This window comes from Herbidospora solisilvae (assembly GCF_009901565.1).
In the GTDB taxonomy this organism is placed as follows: Bacteria; Actinomycetota; Actinomycetes; order Streptosporangiales; family Streptosporangiaceae; genus Herbidospora; species Herbidospora solisilvae.
Genome location: NZ_WXEW01000002.1, coordinates 773140 through 800129 on the forward strand (window position 1 = coordinate 773140; position 26990 = coordinate 800129).

The window sequence follows — 26990 nt, forward strand, 5'->3', positions numbered from 1 at the left end:
CGACGTGGAGCCCCTGGTCGCCGTCCTGGTGGTCGCAGCCCTGGTCGGCGTACCGGCGGTCGTGTTGTGGCGCGTGCTGAGTGGACGGCGTGAACTCGGCAGCGGACCGGCCGAGCGGGCCACGTTCGAGACCCTGCACACCGCCAGCCTCGCCGCGCCCCCGCTCCGCGCCGGGCTCACCCAGGCGGGCGTCCTGAAGGCCTCACGTCACCTGCGGCAACTCCTCGGCTCGCCGGCGATAGCGATCACCAACGCCGAGGAGTTGCTCGTCTACGACGGGACCGGCGACCACCACGCCCGCGAGGCCTTCGACCACGCCAGGAGCACCCTCAAGGACGGCCGCATCCAGGTGCTCCAGCTCTCCTGCACGCAGCCCGAGTGCCCGATCAGGCACGCGGTGGTCGTCCCGCTCACCACCGACGACCGGGTGGTCGGCTCGCTGGCCGCCTACGGCGACCACACCTCGGCCGGGCTGGTGCGGGCCGTGCAGGAGGTCGCGCGGTGGGTGGACTCCCAGCTCGAACTCGCCGAGCTCGACCGGTCGCGCACCCTGCTCATGGAGGCGGAGGTACGTGCCCTCCGGGCGCAGATCTCGCCCCACTTCATCTACAACTCCCTCACGACCATCGCCTCGTTCGTGCGCACCGACCCCGAACGGGCCCGGGAGCTTCTGATCGACTTCGCCGACTTCACCCGCTACTCGTTCCGGCGGCACGGCGACTTCACCACCCTGGCCGAGGAACTGCGCTCGATCGACCGCTACCTCACCCTGGAGCGGGCCCGGTTCGGCGACCAGCTCCAGGTCACCCTGCGCATCGCGCCCGAGGTGCTGGCCGTGGCGGTGCCGTTCCTGTGCATCCAGCCGCTCGTCGAGAACGCGGTCAGGCACGGGCTGGAGAGCAAGCCCGGGGTGGGCCGCATCTCGATCGTGGCCGAGGACGCCGGGTCGGAGTGCTCCATCACCGTCGAGGACGACGGGCTCGGCATGGACCCGGAGCACCTGCGGCGGGTGCTCGCGGGGGAGGAGCGGGCGACGGGAGTGGGCCTCGCCAACGTCGACGAACGGCTCCGGCAGGTCTACGGCGACGAGTTCGGTCTGGTCGTGGAGACCGGCAAGGGCGCGGGCACGAAGGTCAGCATGCGGATGCCCAAGTACCGGCCGGGGGTGACGGTCCGATAGCCGGTGGCATGGCGTGGAACGCGGCCACACCTGATGGCCACAGATCGCTCGTCGCCGGGCGTTCCGGGCGCGGGCGGTCGGCGCCGGGTGCGGCGCGGGCCGGGGGCGGGCGTCGGCGCCGGGGTGGGCGGAGCCGTAACGGAAGAGCTTCGTAGTTAACGATTCCGAACGAGCGTTGACTTCCAAATGGCGATTTATCACGCTCTAGGGACTCATCAAGGGAAGGGGTAGGACGTGAGCGGGTTGCGGGTGCTGGCTGTGGACGACGAGCAGCCTGCGCTCGAAGACCTCGCCTATCTCCTGCGCGCCGACCCCCGCATCGGCGAGGTGCAGACCGCCCGCGACGGCGCCGCCGCGCTGAAGCTCCTCGACCGCGCCATGGCCGACGGGCGGCCGATCGACGCGGTCTTCCTCGACATCCGCATGCGCGGGCTCGACGGCGTGGTGCTCGGCCGGCTGCTCACCCAGTTCTCGCGGCCCCCGAAGGTCGTCTTCGTCACCGCCTACGAGGACCACGCCGTCGACGCCTTCGAGCTGAAGGCCGAGGACTACCTGCTCAAGCCGGTGCGCCCCGACCGCCTGGCCGAGGCGATCCGCCGGGTCTGCGCCGGGAGCGAGTCCTACACCGAGCCCGAGACCAGCGACACCATCCCGGTCGAACTCGGCGGCGTCACCCGGTTCGTCGCCTCGACCGAGGTGCGTTACGTGGAGGCCCGCGGCGACTACGCCCGCCTCCACACCGCGACCGGCAGCCATCTGGTCCGCATCCCGCTCGCCGCCCTCGAAGAACGCTGGGCCTCGGCGGGTTTCCTGCGGGTGCACCGCAGCCACCTGGTCGCGGTCAAGCACATCGACGAGCTGCACATCGACTCGGGCCGCTGCGTGGTGCGCATCGGCGACACCGAGATCCCGGTCAGCCGCCGCCACACGCGTGAACTCCGTGATCTGCTGGTTCGACGGGCCCGCCGTGCCAAGCCGGAGCAGTGACCCGCCCCCGGCCCAGCGCCGCCGCCGCACGCCGGCCCGCCAGCCGCGCGCCGGAGACGACCCGGACCCGAGCAGACCGCGCCGCGAGACGGTGACGAGCCCCCGCACGAGCGCCGCCCGCCGACCGCGTTACCCCGCCACGCGGGAGATCGACGAGCAGACGCGGCTCGGCGAGGTCTACATGCGGTCGCTCATCCGCACCCAGCTCCGCCTGGCCCTGTTCGTCTGCACGCTGCTGGCCTGCGTCATCGGCGGGCTGCCCTTACTGTTCATGCTGGTCCCGTCGATGCGGGAGGTGGTCGTCCTCGGGCTGCCGCTGCCGTGGCTGGTGCTCGCCGGGCTCATCTATCCGGCGTTCGTCGTCGGGGCCTGGTTGTACGTCCGGGCGGCCGAGCGCAACGAACGGCGGTTCGCCGAGCTGGTGGAGGGCGATTGAGCTCGCTCGTCGCGATCGTGCTCGTGGTGCTCGCGGCGGTCCTCATCGGGGCGTTCGGCGTCCGGGTGTCGCGGACCACCTCCGACTTCTACGTCGCCTCGCGGACCGTCACCCCGTTGTGGAACGCCTCGGCGATCGGCGGGGAGTACCTGTCGGCGGCCTCGTTCCTGGGCATCGCCGGGCTCATCCTCACCTACGGCGCCGACATGTTGTGGTTGCCCGTCGGGTGGACCGGCGGCTACCTCGTGCTGCTGGTGCTGGTGTCGGCGCCGCTGCGGCGGTCGGGGGCCTACACGCTGCCCGACTTCGCCGAGGCGCGGCTGGAGTCGATGGCCGTGCGGCGGGTGTCGAGCGTGCTCGTCGTGCTCATCGGGTGGCTCTACCTGATGCCGCAGTTCCAGAGCGCCGGGATGGTGTTCCGGGCGATCACCGGGGCGCCCGCGTGGGCGGGCGGGCTGCTGGTCGCCGGGGTGGTGGCGGTGAACGTGCTCTCGGGCGGGATGAAGTCGATCACGTTCGTGCAGGCGTTCCAGTACTGGCTGAAGCTGACCGCGCTGGCCGTGCCGCTGGTGTTCATGCTGCTGGCCTGGCGGGCCGACGGCGCTCCAGGGCTCCAGGCGGGCGACCCGTGGGCGCTGCCGCTGCACGGGCGCGAGCATCCGGTCTACGCGACGTACTCGCTCATCCTGGCCACGTTCCTGGGCACCATGGGGCTGCCGCACGTGCTCGTGCGGTTCTACACCAACCCCGACGGGCGGGCCGCGCGGCGCACGACGCTGGTGGTGTTGTCGCTGCTGGGCGCCTTCTACCTGCTGCCGTCGATCTACGGCTATCTCGGCCGGGTCTACTCCCTGTCGCTCGACGGGCCCGACTCCGTCGTGCTGGCCCTGCCGGGGCACCTGGTGCCCGGGGTCGCGGGGGAGCTGCTGACCGCGCTGGTCACCGGCGGGGCGTTCGCGGCGTTCCTGTCGACGTCGTCGGGGCTGGCGGTGTCGGTGGCGGGCGTGCTCGGGCAGGACATCCTGCGGTTCACCGACGGCGTGCGGTCGTTCCGGGTCGCCACGGTCATCGGGGTCGCGGTGCCGTTCGGGCTGGCCGTCGTCGCACGGGCGCTGCCGGTCGCCGACGTCGTCGGGCTCGCGTTCGCCGTCGCCGCCTCGTCGTTCTGCCCGCTGCTCGTGCTCGGCATCTGGTGGCGGAGGCTGACCACGTCGGGGGCGATCGCCGGGCTGCTCGCCGGGGGCGGGCTGGCCGCGGTGGCCGGGCTGGTCACCGTCGTCGGCGGGCCCCACGGCGGCTGGGCCGGGGCGCTGCTGGCCCAGCCGGCCGCCTGGACGGTGCCGATCTCGTTCTCCGTCATGGTCGTCGTCTCGCTGCTCACCCCCGGGCGGACGCCGCCGAACGTGGCACGCACGATGGTACGTCTCCACACACCCGAGACACTTGACGTGGACCGGGGCGATTGGCGTCCACGGTCGTCATAACGGACTGTTGAGGCCGGCCGAAAAGGGTGCCGTTCGTCGCGGATAGCGGACCATTCGGCGCAAGCCGTACAACATTGAGCGCCTTTGCCCGTCTGCTCGGCGAAGGACGGGTCTCCGTATCTCCTCCCGGGGTAGCGTCCACTCCTACCGTGTGGGTGATCCAGATCACAGCGTGGGAGGTCTCGTGACGACGGAGCAACATGACTCCTCGGTATATGAGCAGATAAGGGCGACGGACCGGTTCCAGGAGCTGCGCCGCCGCTACCGCTCGTGGGCGTTCCCGATGACGGTCGCCTTCTTGGTCTGGTACCTCCTGTACGTCGTGTTGTCGGCGTTCGCGCGCGACTTCATGGCCATCAAGGTGCTGGGCAACATCAACGTCGCGTTGATCTTCGGACTGCTCCAGTTCGTGTCCACCTTCTACATTTCGTGGGCCTACTCGCGCCATTCGGCGGCCAAGCTCGACCCCCTGGCCGACGAGCTGCGCGGTGAGATCGAGAAGGCGGACAGGTAAATGAGCCACACGACACTCGCCACCGTCCTGTTCCTGCTGTTCGTCATCGGGACGCTGGCGATCACCTTCTGGGCCAGCCGGCAGAACAAGACCGCCGCCGACTACTACGCGGGCGGGCGCGCCTTCAGCGCGGCGCAGAACGGCCTGGCCATCGGCGGCGACTACATGTCGGCCGCCTCGTTCCTCGGCATCGCGGGCCTCATCGCCCTCTACGGATACGACGGCTTCCTCTACTCCATCGGCTTCCTGGTGGCGTGGCTGGTCGCGCTGCTGCTGGTCGCCGAGCTGATGCGGAACTCCGGCAAGTACACGATGGCCGACGTGCTCGCCTTCCGGATGAGCCCGCGCCCGGTCCGCACCGCGGCCGGCGTCTCGACGATCGTGGTCTCGATCTTCTACCTGCTCGCGCAGATGGTCGGCGCGGGCGCGCTGGTCGGCCTGCTGCTCGGCATCACCTCCGACTCCGGCAAGGCGCTGACCATCGTCGGCGTCGGCATCCTGATGATCGTGTACGTCGTCGTCGGCGGCATGAAGGGCACGACCTGGGTCCAGATCGTCAAGGCCGTCCTGTTGATGGGCGGCGCGACCCTGGTCACCCTGCTGGTCCTCGGCAAGTACGGCTTCAACGTCTCCGGCCTGCTCGGCGAGGCCGCCGCGCAGAGCGGCAAGGGCGCGGCCTTCCTTGAGCCGAACCTGCGCTACGCCACCGAGGCCCAGGGCATCTGGGGCAAGTTCGACCTGATCAGCTTGGGCCTTGCCCTGGTTCTCGGCACCGCCGGTCTGCCGCACATCCTGATCCGCTTCTACACCGTGCCCACCGCCAAGGACGCCCGGAAGTCGGTCCTGTGGGGCATCGGCATCATCGGCACCTTCTACCTGCTCACCCTGGTCCTGGGCTTCGGCGCGGCGGCCATGGTCGGCAGCGAGGCGATCCGGGCCGAGAACGCGGCCGGCAACACGGCGGCGCCCCAGCTCGCGCTGGCGATCGGCGAGGCCATCTTCGGCGACGTCGGCGGCACGATCCTGCTGGCCATCATCGCGGCCGTGGCCTTCGCCACGATCCTGGCGGTGGTCGCCGGTCTGACCCTCGCCAGCTCCTCCAGCTTCGCCCACGACCTCTACGCGCACGTCTTCAAGCGCGGCAACGTCACGGAGAAGCAGGAGATCCTGGTCGCCCGCGTCTCGGCCTTCGTCATCGGTGCGGTCGCGATCGGGCTGGGCATCCTGGCCCAGGCGCAAAACGTGGCGTTCCTGGTCGCCCTGGCCTTCGCCATCGCGGCCTCGGGCAACCTGCCCGCGATCCTCTACAGCCTGTTCTGGAAGAGGTTCAACACCGCCGGCGCGGTCGCCTCGATCTACGGCGGTCTGGTCTCCGCCCTGGTCCTGGTGATCTTCTCGCCGGTCGTGTCGGGCCGCCCGACCTCGCTGATCAAGGACATGGACTTCCACTGGTTCCCAATGGAGAACCCGGGCCTGTTCTCGATCCCGATCGGCTTCCTGTGCGGCTACATCGCCACGCGGATGAGCAAGGAGTACAACGAGTCGAAGTACGCCGAGATGGAGGTCCGCTCCCTTACCGGCGTCGGCGCCGAGAAGGCGTCCACCCACTGATCGCCACCCAGTAACCCCTCCAGAGAGAAGCCCCCGGGACCCGCCCCCGGGGGCTTCTCGCTTGGAAGGCTGGTGTCCCTTTTCCGGCATGTCGGGGCGGTACGGACAGCGGTTAAGGTCGGCGCGTGGACAGCCCATCGGACGCGCGCAGCCGGATCCTCGACGCCGCCGAGGAACTGTTCGCGGGCGGCGGCTACGACGCCACCCCGACCGCACGGATCGCCGCGGTCGCCGGGGTGCCCAAAGGACTCGTCTTCCACTACTTCCCCCGCAAGATCGACGTGCTGGTGTCCCTGGTCGACGAACGCACCCTGGTGACCGAGGAGGACCCCGAACCGGGGGATCCCGCGCGTGCGCTCTCCACACTGGCCCGGCGTCTGCCGCTCACCGCGTCGCCCTCCATGCGGCGCATCCTCTTCCGCGAGGCCGACACCCACCGATCGGTCAAAGACCGTATTCACGGGTTGAACAGCGAGCTCATCCGGCGGGCGCGGTTCGCCCTCGAACTGGCGCTGCCGGGCGGGCGGGGAGACGCGGCGCGGCTGGAGGCGGCGGCGGCCACGTTCGCGGCGGTGCTGCTCTACCAGGAGAGCATCGCCCACCTGACGGGGCACACGATCGACGCCGACGTGGTGGCCGACCTGATCGCGACGGCGCTGTTCGGCTGAACCCACAGCCGTCCGTCGGGCATCACCGGGAAATTCTCCGGGGCGGCGGTAGAAAACCGTCGTCCCCGTTCGAGGAGTAGGCATGAACCGACTCATGCCGCTCCTCGGCGCTCTCGCCGGCCCCGTCTACGTCGTCGTCTCCCTGCTCGAGATCGCCTTCCGCGACGGCTTCGACCCCCTGACGCACCCGTGGAGCGCCCTGTCCCTGGGCGACCTCGGCTGGATCCACGTCACCACCCTCGAACTCTCCGGCCTGGCCGTCATCGCGGGCGCGACCGCGTTCACCGGTCTGGTCAGAACGCTCTTCTGCCTGTACGGCCTGAGCCTGATGGGCGCCGGCATCTTCACGATCGACCCGGTGGGCGGCGAGGTGAGCCCGTCCGGCATCCTCCACTTCGTCTGCGGCGCCGTCGGCTTCACCGCCATCACCGTCGCGGCCCTGGTCCTGGCCCGGCGCCACCGGCACGCGGGCGACCGGGGCTGGTCCCTCGCCTCGGCGTTGTGCGGTGTCTTCTTCTTCGCGAGTTTCGGCGCGATGGCCGCGGCCGGCGGCGCGGGCTGGAGCCTCCTCCTCTTCACCGCCGGAGTCATCGTGATCTCCATCTGGTACACGGCGATCTGCCTGCGGAGACTCCGGCCGGAGGGCTAACCCCATGGCGGCCCGATCCGCCGGCGGGGTGCGATGACCCCATGTGGACGTGGATCCGGCTGGACGCGCGGCGTCGCCTGCGCCCGCTGGTGGCGCTCGCCCTGCTGGTCGCGGTGGGCTCGGCCGCGGTGACGGCCGCCGCCGCGGGCGCCCGCCGGGGGGCCTCGGCCGTCGACCGGCTCAGCGCCGTCACGCTGCCCGCGACCGTGCTCGTCCAGCCCAACCAGCCGGGGTTCGACTGGGACGCCGTCCGGCGGCTGCCGGGGGTCGTCGCCGTGGCGACGTACCTGATCAGTGACATCCGGTTCGAGGGGCTGCCCGAGCCGGGCATCCAGTACGTCGCGCCCGGCGGCGATCTTCTGCACACCGTCGAGCGGGCCGTGGTCGTGGCAGGCCGGGCCGCCGACGAGGACCGGGCCGACGAGGCCGTCGCGACGACGGACTTCCTCACGGCCAACGGCCTGCGGGTCGGTGACGTGGTGGTCGCCGGATCGGCGCGGGCGCGGCACCCGGTCACGATCGTCGGGGTGGTCCGCTACCCGTTCGCCGTGATGGTCCCGGCGTTCACCACGACACGGGCGTTCGCCGAGCGCCACCGCGCCGACCTGGAAGGGACGACCGGGGACGCCATCCACAACGCGATCGTCCGGCTGAGCGGCGGACCCGCCTCGATCCCGGAGTTCCAGCGTGCGTTCGCCGCGCTGACCGGCCGCAACGACATCGAGATCCGCGACCTCACCCGGCTCCTGGGCAAGGTCGACCAGGCGAACGAGTTCGAGGCGGTCATTCTGGCCGCCCTCGCCCTGGCCGCGCTGGTGACCGCGCTCGCGCTCCTCGGCCAGGCGGTGGCCCGCCAGGCCGCCGGTTCGGCCGGCGACCTGCGCGTCCTGCGGACCCTGGGCATGCGGCCCCGGCAGGCGCTGGCCGCCGCCGTCTGCGGGCCCGCGGCGTCGGTGGGGGCCGGTGCGCTGCTGGGCGCCGGGCTCGCGGTCGCCGCCTCGCCCCTTTTCCCGATCGGCTCGGCGGCGTCGGCGGAGCCGGCCCCCGGCGTGTACGCCGACCTGCCGGTCCTCGCCGGGGTCGCGGGCGTCGTGGTGGCCGTCCTGACCGTGACCGCCGCCCTCGCCGCGTGGCCGTCACCCGGGCGGGAGGCCGCCGTGACGCGCAGGTCGGCCGTGGCGGCGGCCGCCCATCGGATGGGCCTGCCGGTCCCGGCCGTCATGGGGGTGCGGCTGGCCCTCGAACCGGGCACGGGACGCCGGCCGGCCTCCGTACGCCCCGTGCTCGCCGGGGTCGTGGCCGGCACGGCCGGGGTGCTGGCCGCGCTGACCTTCCAGGCCGGGGCGGCCGACGCCGTCGTCGCGCCCTCCCGGTTCGGGCAGACGTTCCAGCTGTGGGCCATGACCGGCTTCGACGGCGACGAGGTCATCCCGGCCGGTTCGGTCCGCGCGTGGGCGGCCGACCCCGCGGTGGCCTCGGCGACCGAGACCACGGTCGGCGTCGTCACCGTCGGCTCCACCCCGGTCACCGTCTTCACCCGCCCCGGATCGCTTCCCCTCGTCGCGATTGAAGGCCGCCCGCCCAGCGGGCCGGGGGAGATCGCGCTGGCCCCCGACTCGGCGCACACGATCGGCGCCGGCGTGGGGGACACGCTGACCGTCAAGGCCTACGCCACGGCCGACCTGACGGTGACCGGGATCGTGTTCGTCCCGGAGAACCCGCACAACGGCTACGCCGACGGCGCCTGGCTGAGCGGCGACGGCTACGCCCGGCTGTTCCCCAACGGCTACTTCAAGTTCCGTGAGACCCTGCTCGCGCTGCGCCCCGGCGCCGACCCGGCCGAGGTGTCGGCCCGGCTCGGCGCGGGGACTCTGCCGCCGATGGAACCCGGGGCCCTCGACCGGCTCCGCAACGTGCAGGCCCTGCCGCCGGTCCTCGCCGGGTTCCTCGGGCTGCTCGCCGTCGGCGCCGTCGGCCACGCGCTCGGCACCGCGGCCAGACGCCGCCGCCACACGGTCGCCGTCCTGCGCGCGATCGGCATGACGCCGCGCCAAGGCGCCGCGATGGTGTTCACTCAGGTCGGCACGCTCGCCGCCGTCGGTCTCCTGGTGGGCGTGCCGCTGGGGGTGGCCGCGGGGCGCGCCGCCTGGCGGGCCGTCGCCGGGCTCACCCCGCTTTTGTACGTGCCGCCGCTCGCCCCGCTGGCCCTCGGGCTCGCCGTGCCGGTCGCGCTGCTGGCCGGGGGCGTGCTCGCGGTCGGGCCCGCCCGCCGCGTGGCCCGGTCGCGGCCGGGCGACGTGCTGCGCGGGGAGTAGGTGCTACTCGGGGTCGGTGGCGTCGGCGAGCTTGACGAGCTCGGCCATCGCCTCGCGCAGATGGTCCATGATCCGCCATACGTCCGGCACTCTGGCCGGGCACGCGACGACGCCGAAGTCGAGGCTGCCGTCGTAGGACAGGCACGTGATGGACAACCCGCCCGTCACGTCGCTCAGTACCGACATCGGGTAGTAGGCCAGCAGCCGGGCCCCGCACAGATAGAGCGGCAACTGCGGGCCCGGCACGTTCGACACGATCAGGTTCACCCCGGGCGTCACCTTCCCGGCCAGCCGGAACAGGTGGGGCGTCGCGAAGGTGGCGATCGGGGCAGGCAGGACGGAGCACAGGTCGTTCAGCCAGTTCGTGCGCGACACCGCGAAGCGGCGCTTGGCGGTGGCCATCAGGCCCCTGACCGCCGACAGGCGCTCCTCGGGGTCGGCCACGTCGGTGGCCAGCGGGGTGATCATCGCGGAGATCTGGTTGCCGATGGTCTCGTGCCCCTTGGTGGTGCGCACCGCCACCGGGACCGCCGCCACCAAGGGCTGGCCCGGCAGGGCGGCGTGCTCCTCCAGCCACGACCGCAGCGCGCCCGACACGACCGTCATCACGACGTCGTTGACGCTCATGCCGAACGTCCGGCCGACGTGCTTCACATCGCTGAGCGCGATCGACCCGTAGGCGAAGGTGCGCATGCGGGTGATCGGGCCGTTGAACGGGGTGCGCGGCGCGGCCAGCGAGGGCAGCGGCGGCAGTGGCTTCTCGCCGAGCAGGCGGCGGGCGGCGCTGGCCAGGCGGTGGGCGCCGGGCAGGCCGCCGGAGACCGGCATGGCGTCGAGGTCGGCGACCGCGCGGGTCAGCGACCGCACCGTGTCGCCGGGCTGGGTCAGCAGCCGGCCGAACGCCTCGGCGAGCATCTCGGCCGGGTTGGGCGCCTTGGCGCGCGGCGTGTCGGCCGAGGGCGGCTCGACCTGCCGCTGCTCGGGCGTGAGGTCGAGGAAGGCGCCGAGGATCTCCGAGCCCGACACGCCGTCGATGGCGGCGTGGTGGACCTTGGTGTAGACGGCGACGCGGCCCTCGCCCAGGCCGTGGATCAGGTGCATCTCCCAGAGCGGGCGGCTCCGGTCGAGCTTGCGGGCGTGCAGGCGGGCCACGTGGACGGCGAGTTCGTCTTCGTGGCGCAGCGTCGACTCGTGCACGTGGTCGGCGACGTCGAAGTCGTCGTCTTCGGTCCAGTAGGGCCGGTCGAGCCCGAAGGGCACGTCGGCGAGCCGCATCCGCAGCGGCGGCGCGAGATGGACCCGGTCGCGCAACAGCGCGACCAGGCGGTCGCGGGTGACGCTGCCGTCGAGGACGGCCACACCGGCGACGTGGGTGACCGTCGTGTCGGACTCCGTGCTGAGGAACTGCGCGTCGAGTGCCGTGAGCTGGCCCATGGGCAACCTCCCCCTGTCGTTCTCCGCCGGGTTCCGCCCCCATCCTCCTGAGGAGCGGTTACCGGGGCGTTACCAAGACGTCTCCAAGGAGCGATTCTGGCAGCGCGGAATCGTCTCCCCGTACTTCCCCCATAGGCGGCCAGCCCTTCGCGAACCCCCCCGAGCTGCGCGAAAGCCAGCGAACCTTCCGTAAAGGTAACACTTGGCTACTCGACGATCACCGGGTGCGCCACGATGGCGTCGAACAAATACCCCATCTTGTCGTACGCAGTGAATTCCGGCTGCCTGTACCCATTGTGATCTACCGCCCTGGCGAGCAGCACGCCGGGGCCCTTCTCCCTCGGACACCACTCCAGGTGCCACGGCGTCCAGGCGCGGGTTCCCCTGCGGTGGAAGGCCTTCCGCCACGACCGGCCTCCGTCGGTGCTGACCTCGATCTTCGCGATCGCGCCCGCGCCCGACCAGGAGCGCCCGCGCAGGACGTGCCGCCGCCCGAACGGAATCCGGGCGGGTCGCGGCAGCTCGAAGGCGCTCTTCACCGACGGCGTGGTGACGCCCGTGCCGAACGGGTTGTCCAGGGGCCGCGTCGACACCTCGACGTCTCCGAGCCACTTGACCGACGCGATCCCCACCCACCCCGGCACCACCAGCCGGGCCGGATAGCCGTGGTCGGGCGGGAGAGTGACGCCGTTCATCTCGTACGCGACCAGCACGTCGTCGAGGGCCTTCGCGAGCGGGACCACATGCCGGACGTGCCCCCGGTCGCCGACCGGGTCGTCGAGGCCGGTGGCCAGCACGTCGACCGCGTCGGGCCGGATCCCGGCGAGTTCGAGCACGCTCCGGAGCGGCGCGCCGCGCCAGCGGGCCACCCCGATGCCGCCCAGTCCCCACCCGTCGTCCCGGTGGCCGAACAGCGACCGGCCGTTGTCGGCGCACTCGATGGCGACGTCCATCGTGCGGGCGGGCAGTCCGCGCAGGTCGGCGTAGGTGAGCACGCGCGGCCCCGTGAGGCCGTCGCCGTGCAGGCGCAGCCGCCAGGAGTGGGCGTCGATGAAGGGGGTGGTGGTGTGGTTGCCGACGAAGAAGCGGTCGTTGGGGGTGTGGTAGCCCTGGCCGGCCATGGCCTCCCAGCGGGTCTCGGCGCTGGAGCCACGGGTGGTGAACAGGTCGGCGGGGAGTGGCTTGACGATGGGGCCGCGGTGGGCGGAGAGAGGCGGGATGTCGCCCAGGGTGCACAGAGCCGTCCGGTCCATGAGGAACCCCTTTCCCTTGTAGGTATTTCCTACCAGGAAAGCGGCAAATCTGTCAGCCGCTGGTCCGGGTGTTCTTCCGGCGTTCGTAGTGGCGGCGCGCCTTCATGCGGTTGCCGCAACCGGCCATCGAGCACCATCGGGCGCTGTTGCTCTTGGAGTGGTCGATGAGGAAGAGCGTGCACTCGTCCGCGTTCTCGCACGGGCGGACCCGGCCGGGGGCGGTGCGCCGGAGGGTGTCCCAGGCGACGGCGGCCCGGGCGGCCAGGGTGTGCTCGCGAGGCGTCGAGAGCCGCCATTCGATGCCGGTGTCGCCGATGACCGGCCGGTAGCCGACGCCGTCGAGCGCCGGGGCGAGCGCCGCCGGGGCCGCCTGGCCGTGGACCAGCGCCTGCAGCGTGTCGCGGGTCGAGCGCAGGAGCGTGAGGTCTTCGTCGGCGTGCTGGTCGCCGGCGTGCTCGACGATCCAGGCGCGGGCCGCCGCCGGGTCGGCGAGCCGGTCGTCCACCTCTCCGCCGACGGTCGGGGTGGTGTTCAGCAGGGCCAGGAGGAGCGCCTCGTCGGGTTCTGCCGCCTTCATTCGGTCTAACCTCCATTCGCCTGTTGACAAGGTTACACGTCGCAGGCCTACGATCTAACCGTCATCAATGACGAAAGGTGGTTAGATCAATGAGCGTGAGGGTGCACCACCGGTATGCGACGGTCGACGGGCACCGTCTCTTCTACCGCGAGGCCGGGTCGGCGGGCCAGCCGACGGTCGTGCTGCTGCACGGCTTTCCGACCAGCTCGTTCATGTTCCGCAACCTGATCCCCGCGCTGGAGGGATATCGGGTCATCGCCCCCGACCACCTCGGGTTCGGATTGTCGGACGCGCCGTCGGTCGCCGAGTTCGGCTACAGCTTCGACGCGCTGGCCGGCCTCACCGCCGGGCTGCTCGACCAGTTGGGCGTGACCCGCTACGCGATCGGCGTCCAGGACTACGGCGCTCCGATCGGCTGGCGGCTGGCGCTCCGCGACCCCGAGGCGGTCGTCGCGGTGATCAGCCAGAACGGGAACGGCTACGACGAGGGTTTCGTCCCCGCGGGCTGGCAGGGCGTGTGGGACTACCAGCGGGACCAGAGCCCGGAAAACGAGGCGGCGCTGCGCGAGGCCTTCACGCTGGAGGCGATCCGAAGCCAGTACGTGACCGGCGTCGCGGACGAGAGCGTCCTCAGCCCGGACACCTGGCACCTCGACCACGCCTCCATCTCACGACCCGGGAACGCGGAGGTCCAGTTGCAGCTGTTCCTCGACTACGCCACGAACCCGCCGCTCTACCCGGCGCTGCACGAGTGGCTGCGGGCCAGGCGGGTGCCGGTGCTGGCGGCGTGGGGCAGGCACGACCCCTTCTTCGGCCCCGACGGGGCCCGCGCCTTCGCCCGCGACAGCCCGCACGCGGAGATCCACCTGTTCGACGGCGGCCACTTCCTGCTGGAGAGCGCCGGAGACGAGGTCGCGGCCCTGATCCGCACGTTCCTCTCCAAGCACCTCCCGACGGCATGAGCCCGGCCACGGGATCGGTGGTGGCGCTGCGGCGCTACCCGGTCAAGTCGATGCTCGGGGAGGACGTCGAAGCGGCGGCCGTGACCGAGCAGGGCGTCGAGGGCGACCGGGTGGCCGCGCTGCTGGACGTGGCGACCGGGACGGTGGCCAGCGCCAAGCATCCCCGGTTGTGGCGGGACCTGCTCGGCTTCGCCGCCCGATGGGACGACGGGACGACCCTGATCCGGCTCCCGGGCGGCCGGACGGTGCGGGCCGACCACGCCGACGACGCCGTCTCACGGGCGCTGGGCCGCGAGGTCCGCCTGCTGACCACCCGGCCGGAGCAGGCGACGGTGGTCCGGCCGGACCCCGAAGCGGTCATGGACGCCGGGGTCGACGCGGACGTGCCCTATATCCACCTCCAGATCGGCCAGGGCACGCCGGGCCGCAATTTCGTCGACTACGCCGCGATCCACCTGGTGACGACCGCCACCCTCGCCCAGGCCCGGGCGGAGATGGTGCGCTACCGGCCGAACCTGGTCGTGGACCTGCCCGGTGCGACGCCCTACGCCGAGAACGGCTGGACCGGCCGCGAGCTCACCGTCGGTCCGGTGGTGCTGCGGATCCTCGGCCCCACCCCGCGCTGCGCGGTCCCGACGCTCGCCCACGGGAACCTGCCGCGCCGGACCGACGCGGTCAGGACCCTGCTGCGCGACAACCACGTCGGGGGATATCCCTGCCTGGGGGCCTACGCCGAGGTCGTCCGGCCCGGCGGTGTCACGGTCGGTGATCGGGTGGTGTGCTGAGTCGTGACGGCGGGTCGCCGGGAGCGGTGCGGGGCGCCGGATGCGGCGCCCGGCCGGGGGCGGTGGTCGGCGCCGGCCGGGCGGGAGCCGTAACGGAAGAAGGCTTTCTCAGCGGCCCAGGAAGCGCAGCAGTTTCTCGATCGGCCAGGTGTTGATCACGTCGTCGGGGGTCAGCCAGCCGCGCTGGGCGATGCCGACGCCGAACTTCTGGTTGTCGAGGTGGGGGATGGCGTGGGAGTCGCTGTCGATGGAGAACTTGACGCCGTGGTGGCGGGCCAGGCGGACCAGGTCGGAGGGCAGGTCGGCGCGGTCGGGGTAGGCGTCGATCTCCAGCGCGGTGCCGGTGCGGGCGGCGGCGCGGAAGATCGCGTCCCAGTCGGCGTCGACGCCCGGACGCCTGCCGATCTTCCGGGTGGTCGGGTGGCCAATGATGTCGACCTGGGGGTTCTCGCAGGCGGCGATGAACCGGCGGGTCATCTCGTCGCGCGACTGGTTGAAGTGGGAGTGGACGCTGGCCACGCACACGTCGAAGCCCGCGAGGATCTCCTCGGGCCAGTCGACGCTCCCGTCGGGCCCGATGTTGAGCTCGCTGCCGTGCAGCAGCCGCATGCCGGGATAGCTCTTCTGGAGCTCGTCGAGCCGGGCCCGCTGCGCCAGGGCCTTCTCCAGCGTCATGCGCTGCATGACCAGGTCGGGGGCGTGGTCGGTGACGGCGTAGTAGGCGTAGCCGCGCTTGGCGGCGGCGGCCACCATGTCCTCCAGCGTGGCGATGCCGTCGGTCAGGTCGGTGTGGGTGTGCAGGTCGCCCTTCAGGTCGTCGAGCGTGACCAGCCGGGGCAGCTCATGCTTGAGCGCCGCCTGGATCTCGCCGCCGTCCTCACGGAGGGTCGGGGGGATCCACTCCATCCCGAGCGCGGCGTAGATGTCCTCCTCGGTCGCGGCGGCGATGACGTTGTCGTCGGCGTCGAAGAGCCCGTATTCGGAGAGCTTCCACCCCTTCTTCACGCACATCTCGCGAAGGTGGACGTTGTGCTCCTTCGACCCGGTGAAGTAGATGAGCGCGGCCCCCCACGACTCCTCCGGGACCAGCCGCAGGTCAACCTGGAGCCCCCGGTCGGTGCGCACCGACGTCTTCTTCTCGCCGCGGGCGATGACCTCGGTGACGTAGGGCTGCCCGGCGAAGCGCTCCATCAGCTCGGGCGAGCCCACGGCCAGGATGTCGATGTCGCCGACCGTGTCGCGCATCCTGCGGAGCGAACCGGCGAAGGTGATCTGGTCGGCGTCGAGCGAGGCGATGACCCGGTCGGCCAGCTCGGCCGCGACGCCCAGGTGGACGCGGGTCTCGGCCATCTGCGCGATGCCCTTGAGGATGTTCTCCTCGGTCTTCGGCCCGAAGCCCTTCAGCCCCTTGAGCCGTCCCTCGCCGATCGCGGCGGCCAGCGCGTCGGGGGAGTCGATGCCGAGCTCCTGGAACAGGAACAGCGCCTTCTTCGGCCCGAGGGTCGGGATCCTCGTCAGCCGCCGCACGCCGTCGGGCACCTTCGACCGCAGGTCGTCGAGCTGGCGGAAGCTCCCCCGTTCGAGGAACTCCTCCATCTTCTTCGCGATCGCCTCGCCGACGCCCGGGATCTGGCGGACCGGGATCTCGCGCAGGTCGTCGGGGTAACCGGCGATCGACTTGGCCGCCTTCTGGTAGCTGCGCACCCGGAAGGCGTCGCCGCCGTTCAGCGCGAACAGTTCGGCGTACTCTTCCAGGGCCGCAGCGGCCTCGTCATTCGCCCGTGCCATGCCGATCAGCGTACATAGCGGTGCTTGACGCCGGGCGGGAAGTCCACCGGGTCGGCGTAGGGCCGCAGCGTGACCAGCGGGAGCTGCCTGTGCTCCGGCACGTAGTGGGCGAACTCGCTGTTCAGCCGCCGGAGGTGGGCGACGATCTGCGCCGCGACCTCCTTCGCCAGGTCGTCGGACGGCTCCCGGCCGGGGGCGAGCTCGACGGTGACGTGCAGCCCGTCGGCGCCCTCCGGGGCCGCCAGCACGAACTTGCCGGTCACCGCCCTGTTGACCTCCGGCTGCTCCAGGCCGACCGAGATGTTCTCGGCGTAGACGTTGGCGCCGTAGAAGGAGACGGCGAAGCGGCTGCGGCCGAAGACGTACACGAACGGAAGCTCGGGCCCCTCGCCCGTCGGCCGGAAGCCGATCCGGTCCAGCATCTCCCGGTAGGGGATCAGGCCGCCCTCGTCGGCGATGTGGTAGCGGATCAGCGGGATGCCGTTGTCGCCGCTGAACAGCAGCGTTCCGCCGGACTCCTCGAAGAAGCGGACCGCCGGGTCGTACTGGACGAGCGTCGGCAGCCGGTCGGCCCCGAAGATCTCCCTGGCCTTATCGGGACGGGCGGCCAGATGCCGCCTGATCTCGATGGACAGCGGCGTCTCGTTGCCCAGGACGCCAGCGTCTGCGGTGCCGTACAACGACGCGAACGACCTGACCGGTTCGGCGATCCCGGCCCGCTCGGCGACCAGCGTGCGCCACTCCTCGGAGAAGACCTCACCCGCGGTGACGATCTTGATGTTGTACGACGCCCAGGGGAGGTCGAGGGTGTCGATGACATCCTTGACGAAGGGCGGATAGCCGAACAGGACCGTCTGCTCGGCCAGCGGGGCCAGCTGCGGCACGACCCGCGCGATCTCCGCCGGATTGTTCCCCGGGGCGACGACGGTGATCGGGTAGCCACGGTCCTGGAGGTGCCTGACACAGGCGAGGGTGAACAGGCCGCCCACCCAGGTGCCGAGGGAGAAACACACGACCGCCAGCGTGGGCCTGCGGCCGAAATTATCCATGACCTGGGCGAACCGGTCGGCGATGACCTTCTCGTCATCGGCGGTCCGCGCCCAGAACGACGGCTCGCCGGTCGAGCCGGAGGAGACGGCGATCATGCCCTGGAGGACGCCGTCACGGCAGAGGTCGTTGAGCGGGTGGCGCCGGGTGTAGTTGTCCTTGGTCGTGAAGGGGAGGGTGGCGAAGTCGGCGTCCGTCCTGATGCGGGCCGGGTCGACGTCGTGCTCCCGGAGGAACGCGGCGTAGGCGGGGACGGTGGCCGCGACACGGTGGAACAACTCGATGGGCGCCATGGGGGCGACTGTATCGTCCGGATATGGGCGTTCGAGGGGTGGTGCGGGAGTGGCACGCCGACGAGGGGTGGGGGGTCATCGACTCTCCGGAGACGCCGGGCGGGTGCTGGACGCACTTCAGCCATATCCGGGCTGTGGGGTATCGGGTGTTGACTGCGGGGCAGCCTGTCGACCTGGAGTGGGAGGCTCCGGGGCAGGACGGGTATGCGTTCCGGGCGGTGTCGGTGTCGGCGTGACCCGGCGGGGCATGGTCTGTTCCGGGGTCGCCGGTGCTGGTCGGCGGCTCCGGGTTGGCGTGAAGTGGCCCGGCTGCGGAAGGGGGAGCGCCGGACCACCGGCCTCAAGGGGTCGGCTCAGTAGAGGCCTTCTTCGGTGTTGGACTGGGCGCTGATGGTCGCGCCGTCGCCGTCGATGAACTTCGCGACGATGTAGACCTCGTCGCCGTTGTTGGCGAAGCCGCTGTCCTCGTTGAGGAACGAGCCCTGGGGGACCTCCCAGCCGTAGTCGAGGTGGATGCCGTCCGGGCCGGCGGTCAGGCCGTAGTCGTCCTTGTACCAGGTGACCGGGCCGTAGAGCAGCGGGTCGGTGCCCGGGTCGCTGCCGTAGAAACGGACCTGGATCCGGGCGCCGTGGATGAGGTATCCGTTGGCGTCGTACTCGTTCATGGGGACGTGCACGCTCAGGTTGATGGTCCGGGCGGCCGGCACGCCGTTGTTGAAGCCGATTTCGAGGTGGGCGGTGATCTCGGTCGCGGCCTGGGCGGGGGCCGTGGTCAGGCCGATGACGCCGACGGTGGCGACGAGGGTTGCGGCCAGCCGGGTGAGAACGCTTTTCATGGGTCTGTCCTTCTCGGGTTCTGTATCAAGTTCGAGACGCGGCCGGTGGCCGGTGTCTCACCCATAAGGCGTTCCACGCCGTTCCGCCGGAGGGACACGTGGTGGAACCGATCGCCTTTCGCCGGCCGGGACGGTGAACTGGACAGGCACCCGGGCGGCCGAGATGCCGATGGCGGCGATCCGCCCGAAGTCGCGCGCCCACCTGCGCACATTCTGATCGGCCCGTGCCGGACCAGAGGGTTTCGCAGCCTTACTCGTTTCGCGGGATCGGAGACGCGCTTCGGCCGCATCCAGGCCGACGGGTACCGCGCGCCCGTCGGCCTGGATCGGGCGCCTGTCTCAGAAGTGGGCGGACCGGGGCTGGTAGGGCTCCTGGAGAGAGGCCAGTTCCTTGTCCGACAGATCGAGACCGACGGCGGCCAGGGCGTCGCCGATGTGGCCGTCCTTGGTCGCGCCGATGATGGGTGCGACCATGCCGGGCTGGTGGAGCAGCCAGGCCAGCGCGAGAGTCGCGGGGGCGACGCCTCTTTCTCCGGCGAGTTCGGCCACCTTCGCCAGGACGTCTCCGTCTCCCGGTCCGCCGTACAGGAAGCGCTGGCGGTCGCCGTCGCCCTCCTGGCGGGTGGTGTGCTGCTCCTGCCCGGCGCGGGCCAGCAGGCCCCTCGCCAGCGGGGACCACGGGATGAGGCCCACGCCCTGGTCGGCGCAGAGCGGGATCATCTCGCGCTCCTCCTCGCGGTAGAGGAGGTTGTAGTGGTTCTGCATCGACACGAACCTGGTCCAGCCGTTGACCTCGGCGACGTGCTGGGCCTTGGCGAACTGCCATGCGCGCATGGAGCTCGCGCCGATGTATCTCGCCTTGCCTGCCTTCACGACGTCGTGCAGGGCCTCCATCGTTTCTTCGATGGGGGTTTCGTCGTCCCAGCGGTGGATCTGGTAGAGGTCGACGAAGTCGGTGCCCAGGCGGGTGAGGGAGTCGTCGATGGCGGCCATGATGTGCTTGCGCGACAGGCCCTTGTCGTTGTGGCCCTGGCGGACGGGGAAGAACACCTTCGTCGCGAGGACGTAGTCGTCGCGGCGGTCGAAGAACTTCCTGAGCAGATTGCCGGTGACGACTTCGGAGGCGCCGGCTGAGTAGACGTCGGCGGTGTCGAAGAAGGTGATGCCCGCTTCGACGGCCTGGCGGACGAGGGGTTCGGCCTGGTCTTCGGGGAGGATCCAGCTCGCGGCTTCGCTCGGTTGGCCGTAGCTCATCATGCCGAGGCAGATGCGGCTGACCTTGAGTCCTGTTCGTCCCAAACGTACGTATTCCATAAGTGCGACCCTAGATCGTGATCAGGGCCGGGATGCCAGGGGTCCATGGCCTCATCTCTGGCCTGCCTGCCGAATGACGGCTTATCCGGGATCGCCAGAGCTTGACGGACGAAGCCCCTGGAGGACCTGTGCATGCCGAGCAAGGACAGGCATTCATCCGCCGGACGGTGCGACTCGACGGCAAGCCGCTGGAAATACCGACTACCGGGAAGACGGCGACGACTTCTGCGCCCGCCACGCCCAGCACCTGGCCGCCCGTCATCAAAAGGCGCTGGAACGCCATTACTTAATGGGCAGGCCCGCTATCTGCGCCAGGATGATCACTGCGTCGCCTTGTGCCGCCATTCCGTGACCATTGAAGGATTCGGCCGATAGAGACCGCGGAGGAGCATTATTGCCACGCGGGAGATCCCGCTTCGTAGCGACCTGGACGCTCTCATGATTGATGCCAGGCCCTCCTGATTCCCTTGGAAATCGGCCATTGAAAACGCGGCTGATGCGTCGCGGGCAAGCGTGCGGCCCGACGTCCTTCGAACACCGCCTGCCGATGACCGGGTCTGTCTCGACGAGCGGCGTTACCTCGCGGTCCCCATCGTTATGGCCCTCGACCGTCGACGGCCCACGCCGGTGTCGGGATGAACCGTCGATTCGACATTCTCGAATGCCCGGTCGATCGGCCGGGAAGTCCGCGAATCGAAACCCTTGACAAGGTGTCTCGCATTTATCGAGGCTGTGGTGAGGTAGCAAATCGAAGAGGATTCGAGTTATTCGAATGGTGGCGACAGGAATGACGGCGACGAGGAAGTCGTCGAATACGATTAAGGTGTTCGAGCTGCTGGAGACGGGTGCGAGCGCGTGCGATCCGGCAGCCGCGTGCCATCGCTCCGCCGCATCCCTGCTCGAGCTCGGCGTCCTGGAGAAGGACCCGACCGGCCCAGCCGATATGCGTACACGGTGTTCCAGGACACACGGCACGGCCAAGAGCTACGAGTACCGGTCTCGCACGGACTCCCGGCACCTGTCGCGACGCTCGTGCTCACCGATGGTGGCGGGAAGGAGTTGCCGCGCGCGAGCGCGACCGACGAGTGAATCGAACCAGCGCACATCGGCACCCGTGACGGGGGCCGCGCCGCGGGCGCGGTCCCGAGGCCCGGAGCGGCACGAACGGACGCCTTGCTCAACCGAAAAGGAAGTGCATTGAAAGCAACAACTCGCAATCGTGGACGTCGCTCGACCGTGGCGGCCCTGAGCGTGGTCACCCTGGGGGCGTCTCTGCTCCTCAACGCGACGCCGACCGCCGCGACGTCGGCCGCCGCGGAGGGGACCGTCGCCTCGATCGTCTTAGGCGAGGTCAACGAGGAGAACGGTCTTCGCCAGATCGAGCAGGGTGACGGCACGACCGCGCCCGTGACGGTCGGCGGGCGGAACGCCCGCAAGACCGTGCAGACCTCGGCGCCGGCGCAGCACATGTACTTCCAGGTCGACGACGCGGTCGCCTTCGACGGCGCGTACGTCGCGTGCCTGCAGGTCGAGTACTTCGACGAGGGCGGTGCCACCTTCCGCGTCCAGTACGACTCGACCAGCAGCGCCTACGGCTCGACGGGTTCGGTCAACCGCACCGGGTCGAACACGTGGAAGACGGCGGGCTTCGAGCTGATGGACGCCCGGTTCGCCAACCGCGAGAACGGCGGCGCCGACTTCCGCGTCGAGGCGGGCACGACCGGGGTGACCTTGCAGAACGTGAAGTTGACGATCATCCAGGACGACGACGGCGTGACCCCGCCGTGCGCGGCCGCCGAGCCCGAGCCGGAGCCCACCCCCATCCGCTGGCGGCTCAAGTATGACGAGCCGTTCAACAAGAAGATCCGCACCGAGGCCAGCCCGTGGGTGCTCGACGACTACAGCGACCCGGTCGACGACTACAACGACGACAACGGCGACCTCTACCGACTTCAGCTCGGTCCCGAGTTCGACGCGTCGATGGCGACCATGCGGACCTACCGGCAGGAGACCGAGTTCGGCAAGGACGGCTGGCTCACGGCGTCCCTCTCCACGCGTGAGAGCGGCGGGCGGGTCGACGACAGCTACACCGACACCGCCGAACGTCCGTCGATCAAGACGGAGAAGCTGGACACCGTGGGCGCCGTCGCCAACATCACGGTGCCTCACTACACGGGTGGCGCGATCATCCGCAACACCGAGCCGCTGCCGAAGTACTACCGCATCGAGTACGAGCTCAAGACGCTCGACTTCGGCGGCCTGCGCAACGGGTCGCTGTTCTACGACGGCAAGTACAACGGCTACAAGCTCGGGGAGTGCAAGACGTTCTACCCCTGGGTCAGCAACCCCAACGACATCGACCCGAACGACCCCTGCGCCACCCGCTCGGTGCGGGAGGACAGCAACGAGGCGTACAACGCCTTCCACTTCATGTCGATCCTCGACTTCCCGGCGATGCCCCGGAACCTGGCGATGTACCACTGGCACCGCAAGGTGCTGATGGACCAGTTCAGCCCGGCCCCGTCCCGGAACACCACCGGCTACGACGTCTGCAACTCGCTGACCGGTCAGAAGTACCCCTGGGACCAGAGCAACAAGACCACGGTCAACATGCTCTACTTCACGGGTTCGCTCGGTCAGTCGCAGACGTTCGTGACGAGCTGCGACCGCCGCCCGGTCTCCGGCGTGCAGAAGTCGGCCGTGGAACTGCAGCCCGAGCTGATGCCCCACAAGGACTACTCCTTCGCCATCGAGCGCACCCCGGCGGGTTACACGATGGAGGTCAGCGGCGTCTTCAAGCACGTCGGCAAGCAGACCTACCGGTTCACCCGGGGCTTCATCGACGACGACGCCGGCGTGATCGGGGCCAACGTCCCGATCTTCCACTACAACGTGGACGCCTCGGAGTACAACGGCCAGTTCAACACCTCGCACACCGCGGGGGGCGCCTTCGGCTCCAAGACGTGGGACAACCAGTGGCCGGCCGGCTCGGCCTACCCTGACTACTTCGTCATCGGTGAGCCGTACACGAACGTCGGCGAGGGCCAGGCCCGCATCGACAACATCCGGCTGTACGTGCCGAAGGACTAGGCACGGGAGAACCGACGCGGCCGCGCCCCTGTGACCTCAGACCGCACCCAGGGGCGCGGCCCGTGCTCCGGATCAGGCGATCCTTCATTCGAGTCTTCGATCAGTTAGCAGCCGATGCTGGCCCGAGCCATGGACCACCTCCCTGACGGACGGGGGGCGGTACATCTTCGAACCGAAGGGGCACGGCTTCCGAGCGATGGCCCTGGTGGGCGATCGTGGTGAGGTCGACCTGCGGTCGCGCGGCGCTGACCCTGCCGGGACCCAGGCTTCCCCGAGGTCGTGCAGGCGGTCGGCGCGTTCTTGCCGCGAAGAACTTCCTGAGCAGGTTGCCCATGACGATCTACGAGGCGCCGGCGAGTAGATGTTGGCGGGGTCGAAGAAGGTGACGTGCACTTCCAGGGCCTGGCGGACCAGGGCTTCGGACTGGTCTTCGGGGAGCATCCACTCCGCGCCTTCGCTGGGGCGACCGTATCTCATCATGCCGTGACAGATACGGCTGATGTTCAGGCCCGTGGTGCCCAGACGTGCACAATCCATGGGTTCGACCCTAGACCGTGAGCTTGGGCACGGGTGGTCGAGGGGGTCAGCCCTCTGGCGCCTCCTCCTGGTCCTGCTCCGGGGGCGACTGATCGAAGACCGTGCCTGATGCCTCTGCGAGCTGGGTCACCTTCTTCATTTCCCGGACCCGCTCATTGTCTATCCACTTCTTCCCCTCGGTCGCGATCCCTTCCAGCAGGTGCAGCGTGTTCCCCATTCCGGCCGTGTCGAGCGTCAACTCGGATACTTCAAGCAGGCCCTCCTCTTCGCCCGTCACCGTGATCTTGTACGGATCACCGTTCATCAGAGTGAGCTCGAAGGTCTTCCGGCCCAAGCCGGAATCCACCTTCACGGCCACCACCTTCTCGTACTGGTAGCCGAAACGCGTCCCGGCCGGATGTCGGTGGTGAGGAAGTCGAGGGTCATGGCCATCTGCCTGACTCCCTCGCGGGTCAGCAGAATCACCTGGATTCGATAGCACGAGAACCGCCGCGGCCCGTTCTTGACGCGACCTCTCTTGTAGCCCTTGGCCGGCCGTTCGATGAAGGCGTGGGCGACGATGTCTCGCGCGGTGAGTTTGTAGCGGGTCATAGCCCTGGCCATCAAGGCCTTGCGGTCGTGGTCTAGCCACCCGGCCATTTCGACGTCCTGAGGTCGGTCGGCCAGCCCCTCTCGCCACTTCTCGAAGGCGATCAGACGCTCGGCCAGTACGACGGCGCGCTCCTGCTCGTCGGTCTCGAACCTCCGGTGCTCGGACCGGATGTGCGACCACCTTCCGGCGGCACCCCAGCCGCCAAGGAGGAGAGCGAAGGTGATGAGTGGGCTGATCGCGGCGTACCCGTCGAGGGCGCTCCATGTCATGATCCCAGTGCTGGCGAGCAGCACGGCGATCCCTGCGTAAACCGGCACTTTTATGGTCCTGGGTACGTGAGGCACCTTGTGGCGATCCGACAGAGTGCCGTCGAGCCAGCGTTTCTGGACGTCTTTGACCATGTGCCGGATGAGCCAGGCGACCTGATCGGCGGTGACCTTGTCCTCTCGGTAAATTTCGACGATCTCGTCCCGGAGGTCGTGCCGCACGCCTTCTGTCTGGCTCAGCCAGACCTCCCGGGCGGTGTTCGCCGGGACGTACTTACCGAAGTAGTAGTCGAACTTTTGGTCGACCTTGTCCGCGAAACCCTTCGGCGGGGGAGCCGGTCGATAGCTGAGTGAGCGCCATTCCGGACGGCCGCGCCATCGTCGCGTCACCCGGTAGTGCCATTCGAGACCGTTCCGGACCGCAAGACGGGCTCCGGTGGCGAAGAGCAGGAGCCCGATGATCACCGACGGCCCGTTGCCCGGCCAGGCGAGCACCGCGAGCCAGCCCAGTGACCCCGCGCCGAAGGCGGCGCACGCACACAGGCGCGCCCGGTCTCCGAACGTGACCCGGGGCGGAACCGGGTGTCGGGCTCGTGGGCCGGCGGGGTCGGGGTGGAAGAACTTCCAGGCTCGGCCGAGCCGGTCGTTTTCGTATCGGTTCTCGTTCGCCGAGTCGAATGCCCGTGCCCAGAGGCCGTCGAGGATAGGGCCGTTCAGGAACATGTCAAGGTGACGGAGAATCTCCTCTCTTCGCTCGGGAGGGATCCCTTTCAGCCGTTCGTCGACGGCCTCCGCGTTCAGGTCTTCCTTGACCAGGGCGGCCAGGAGATCGTTGACCGCGCGGATCGCCCGTGACCAGGAATCGTCGGCCTGGGAGTCGAGACGGCTCTGCGTGGAGCGCAGCAGGTCGAATTCCGCTTTCGGGACTGCTGGAGCGTGCGCCCGCTCAGCAGGGCGAGGAGCAGATAGAAATAGGAGCGGCTGGAGACGTGGTCACGCGCCACCGCGTCGCTGATGTACTCCCTCGCCTTGTCGGGCATTCCGCCGCGCAGATAGGCGACGCCCAGTTCGAAGCGCTCCCGAGGAGAGGCCGTCGGGGGAAGCTGGTAAGAGGTCTGGTAGAGCCTTGGCGTCGTTGTAGGTCTGCCGCACCCATTTGGCGTGCGCGGAGATGGCCGAGTCCTGCACGACCTCACCCGCCGCGATCGGTCCGAAGTGGACTTTCGGGGCCTCTTCTCCGGGCGCCAGATATCTGGTCCAGGTGTTGCCGCGAACCAGATGATGGGCGATCTGCTCGGCCCAGTGGGAGGTCTGCCAAGCTCGGGGACGTGCCTTGTCGCCGTCGTCCTCGCTGGTCAGGCCGTGATAGGCGTACACCCGGTTGGCGACCACGACATCGCCGAGTTTGATGTGGGGCCACAGCGCTCCGGCCACGCCGACGAACAGCACGGCCGACGGGTCGAAGTCGGTGATGGCTCGCTCGGTGATGATCGCGGCTGCCTGGTTACCGGTGCCGACCAGGCCGAGTACGACTCGGCAGGCGCCGAGGCGGCCGGTCTCGAAGAGGGTGTCGGCCCGGTGGCGGTGCGTCTGTCTCGATGCCGGTGAGGTGTGCCTTGACCGCCTCGTACTCCAGGTCGAGGGCGGTGAGGATGACCGTGGAGGGCTTGGTCACGTGCGTCTCCTTATTGGGCGGAGCGGACCATGGGGGGATTGAGGGAGTCCGTGGGACCGGCCCTGAAGAGCCGGGCCGGGCGGCCGTTGCCGGGGCGGCGTTCATCGCCTGCGGGCACGATGAACCCCGGCGCGGCCTGGACCTTGCGGTAGAAGTTCCGGGGGTCGAGCTGGGCCCCCCAGACCGCTTCGTAGACCTGTTGCAGTTCGGCGATGGTGAAGGTGTCGCCACAGAACGCGGTGGCGAGAGCCGAATGCTCCAGTTTCGCCCTGGCCCGCTCGACGCCGTCGGCGACGATGCGCCGATGGTCGAAGGCCAGTTCCAGCCGGCCGGACAAGACGTCGTCCACCGGTTTCCACCACGCTTGAGCCGCGTCGGTGCCCGCCACCGGCTCCGGCAGACGCGGCGCGATCGCCAGATGGGCCACCGAGATAACCCGACCGCGTGGGTCGCGTCCCGGTTCGCCGTAGACGCCGAGTGGTTCGAGGTGCGGCTCGTCGGCCAGCCCGGCCTCTTCTTCGAGTTCCCGCCGGGCGGCCGCCGGGATGTCTTCTTCAACGTCCCGGAGGAATCCGCCGGGCAGGGCGAGCGCACCCTCGAACGGCTCGACACCGCGCTCCACGAGCAGGACCTGCAGCGAAGAGCCGCGGACGGTAAGGATCACCAGATCCACCGCCAGTAGTACACGAGGTGCCTC

General features: G+C 69.9%; 22 protein-coding genes and 1 pseudogene. 12 read left to right on the forward strand and 11 right to left on the reverse strand.

Going from position 1 to position 26990, the window contains the following annotated elements; genetic code table 11:
- The first annotated feature begins 4 nt into the window (after nt 1-4).
- From GT755_RS09200 to GT755_RS09240, 9 genes are all read left to right on the forward strand, one after another.
- Nucleotides 5-1180 carry a sensor histidine kinase gene (locus GT755_RS09200; protein WP_161479252.1) on the forward strand — a complete coding sequence of 392 codons (1176 nt, stop codon included), beginning with the start codon at nt 5-7 and terminating at the stop codon, nt 1178-1180.
- A gap of 234 nt (nt 1181-1414) precedes the next feature.
- Nucleotides 1415-2167 carry a LytR/AlgR family response regulator transcription factor gene (locus tag GT755_RS09205; RefSeq protein WP_030454135.1) on the forward strand — a complete coding sequence of 251 codons (753 nt, stop codon included), beginning with the start codon at nt 1415-1417 and terminating at the stop codon, nt 2165-2167.
- Complete coding sequence (locus GT755_RS09210) at nt 2148-2603, forward strand: hypothetical protein (protein WP_202609777.1); 456 nt, start codon at nt 2148-2150, stop codon at nt 2601-2603. Before GT755_RS09205 ends, GT755_RS09210 begins: the two co-directional genes overlap by 20 nt.
- On the forward strand, nt 2600-4087 hold the full coding sequence (locus tag GT755_RS09215; RefSeq protein WP_161479253.1) for a sodium/solute symporter: 1488 nt from the start codon (nt 2600-2602) through the stop codon (nt 4085-4087). The genes GT755_RS09210 and GT755_RS09215 overlap by 4 nt, the downstream gene beginning before the upstream one ends.
- A gap of 184 nt (nt 4088-4271) precedes the next feature.
- Entirely contained in the window at nt 4272-4601 is a 330-nt protein-coding gene (locus GT755_RS09220; protein WP_030454132.1) for a DUF485 domain-containing protein, read from the forward strand.
- Nucleotides 4602-6212: a solute symporter family protein gene (locus GT755_RS09225; protein WP_161479254.1), complete on the forward strand. Its 1611-nt coding sequence runs from the start codon at nt 4602-4604 to the stop codon at nt 6210-6212. It abuts the gene before it with no gap.
- Between the two features lie 125 nt (nt 6213-6337).
- Nucleotides 6338-6880, forward strand: a complete 543-nt coding sequence (locus GT755_RS09230; RefSeq protein WP_161479255.1) for a TetR/AcrR family transcriptional regulator — start codon at nt 6338-6340, stop codon at nt 6878-6880.
- An 82-nt stretch (nt 6881-6962) separates the two neighbouring features.
- Nucleotides 6963-7529 carry a DUF998 domain-containing protein gene (locus GT755_RS09235; RefSeq protein WP_161479256.1) on the forward strand — a complete coding sequence of 189 codons (567 nt, stop codon included), beginning with the start codon at nt 6963-6965 and terminating at the stop codon, nt 7527-7529.
- 41 nt (nt 7530-7570) lie between these two features.
- The gene (locus GT755_RS09240; RefSeq protein ID WP_161479257.1) at nt 7571-9844 is read left to right on the forward strand and encodes an ABC transporter permease; all 2274 of its coding nucleotides are present in this window, start codon (nt 7571-7573) and stop codon (nt 9842-9844) included.
- Between the two features lie 3 nt (nt 9845-9847).
- On the opposite strand, the gene GT755_RS09245 is transcribed toward GT755_RS09240, so the two are convergent.
- The 3 genes from GT755_RS09245 to GT755_RS09255 all read right to left on the reverse strand — a co-directional run bounded on the left by GT755_RS09245 (nt 9848) and on the right by GT755_RS09255 (nt 13108).
- Nucleotides 9848-11278: a WS/DGAT/MGAT family O-acyltransferase gene (locus tag GT755_RS09245; protein WP_161479258.1), complete on the reverse strand. Its 1431-nt coding sequence runs from the start codon at nt 11276-11278 to the stop codon at nt 9848-9850.
- A 206-nt stretch (nt 11279-11484) separates the two neighbouring features.
- A complete protein-coding gene (locus tag GT755_RS09250; RefSeq protein WP_161479259.1) occupies nt 11485-12531 on the reverse strand; it encodes a molybdopterin-dependent oxidoreductase in 1047 nt (348 codons plus the stop codon).
- A 52-nt stretch (nt 12532-12583) separates the two neighbouring features.
- On the reverse strand, nt 12584-13108 hold the full coding sequence (locus GT755_RS09255; protein WP_161479260.1) for a CGNR zinc finger domain-containing protein: 525 nt from the start codon (nt 13106-13108) through the stop codon (nt 12584-12586).
- Nucleotides 13109-13197: 89 nt separating this feature from the next.
- On the opposite strand from GT755_RS09255, the gene GT755_RS09260 reads away from it, so the two are divergent.
- Nucleotides 13198-14070, forward strand: a complete 873-nt coding sequence (locus GT755_RS09260; RefSeq protein ID WP_161479261.1) for an alpha/beta fold hydrolase — start codon at nt 13198-13200, stop codon at nt 14068-14070.
- Nucleotides 14067-14855 carry an MOSC domain-containing protein gene (locus tag GT755_RS09265; RefSeq protein WP_161479262.1) on the forward strand — a complete coding sequence of 263 codons (789 nt, stop codon included), beginning with the start codon at nt 14067-14069 and terminating at the stop codon, nt 14853-14855. The genes GT755_RS09260 and GT755_RS09265 overlap by 4 nt, the downstream gene beginning before the upstream one ends.
- Before the next feature lie 108 nt (nt 14856-14963).
- On the opposite strand, the gene polX is transcribed toward GT755_RS09265, so the two are convergent.
- The 4 genes from polX to GT755_RS09290 all read right to left on the reverse strand — a co-directional run bounded on the left by polX (nt 14964) and on the right by GT755_RS09290 (nt 20133).
- Nucleotides 14964-16643: a DNA polymerase/3'-5' exonuclease PolX gene (gene polX, locus GT755_RS09270; RefSeq protein ID WP_161479263.1), complete on the reverse strand. Its 1680-nt coding sequence runs from the start codon at nt 16641-16643 to the stop codon at nt 14964-14966.
- 5 nt (nt 16644-16648) lie between these two features.
- On the reverse strand, nt 16649-17983 hold the full coding sequence (locus tag GT755_RS09275) for a phenylacetate--CoA ligase family protein (protein WP_161479264.1): 1335 nt from the start codon (nt 17981-17983) through the stop codon (nt 16649-16651).
- 353 nt (nt 17984-18336) lie between these two features.
- Nucleotides 18337-18819, reverse strand: coding sequence for a hypothetical protein (locus GT755_RS09285; protein WP_161479266.1), 483 nt, complete (start codon nt 18817-18819; stop codon nt 18337-18339).
- A gap of 339 nt (nt 18820-19158) precedes the next feature.
- Nucleotides 19159-20133: an aldo/keto reductase gene (locus tag GT755_RS09290; protein WP_161479267.1), complete on the reverse strand. Its 975-nt coding sequence runs from the start codon at nt 20131-20133 to the stop codon at nt 19159-19161.
- Nucleotides 20134-21369: 1236 nt separating this feature from the next.
- Here GT755_RS09290 and GT755_RS09295 point away from each other — a divergent pair.
- Entirely contained in the window at nt 21370-23223 is a 1854-nt protein-coding gene (locus GT755_RS09295; protein ID WP_161479268.1) for a hypothetical protein, read from the forward strand.
- Between the two features lie 583 nt (nt 23224-23806).
- Here GT755_RS09295 and GT755_RS09300 read toward each other — a convergent pair.
- The 4 genes and pseudogenes from GT755_RS09300 to GT755_RS09315 form a co-directional block, all read right to left on the reverse strand.
- Nucleotides 23807-24112: a hypothetical protein gene (locus GT755_RS09300; protein WP_161479269.1), complete on the reverse strand. Its 306-nt coding sequence runs from the start codon at nt 24110-24112 to the stop codon at nt 23807-23809.
- Nucleotides 24109-25341, reverse strand: coding sequence for a hypothetical protein (locus GT755_RS09305; RefSeq protein WP_161479270.1), 1233 nt, complete (start codon nt 25339-25341; stop codon nt 24109-24111). Before GT755_RS09305 ends, GT755_RS09300 begins: the two co-directional genes overlap by 4 nt.
- Nucleotides 25342-25611: 270 nt before the next feature.
- Nucleotides 25612-26145, reverse strand: a pseudogene (locus tag GT755_RS09310) (5'-methylthioadenosine/S-adenosylhomocysteine nucleosidase family protein); the annotation flags it as partial.
- Between the two features lie 158 nt (nt 26146-26303).
- Nucleotides 26304-26966 carry an NUDIX hydrolase gene (locus tag GT755_RS09315; protein ID WP_328794263.1) on the reverse strand — a complete coding sequence of 221 codons (663 nt, stop codon included), beginning with the start codon at nt 26964-26966 and terminating at the stop codon, nt 26304-26306.
- Nucleotides 26967-26990: the final 24 nt, after the last annotated feature.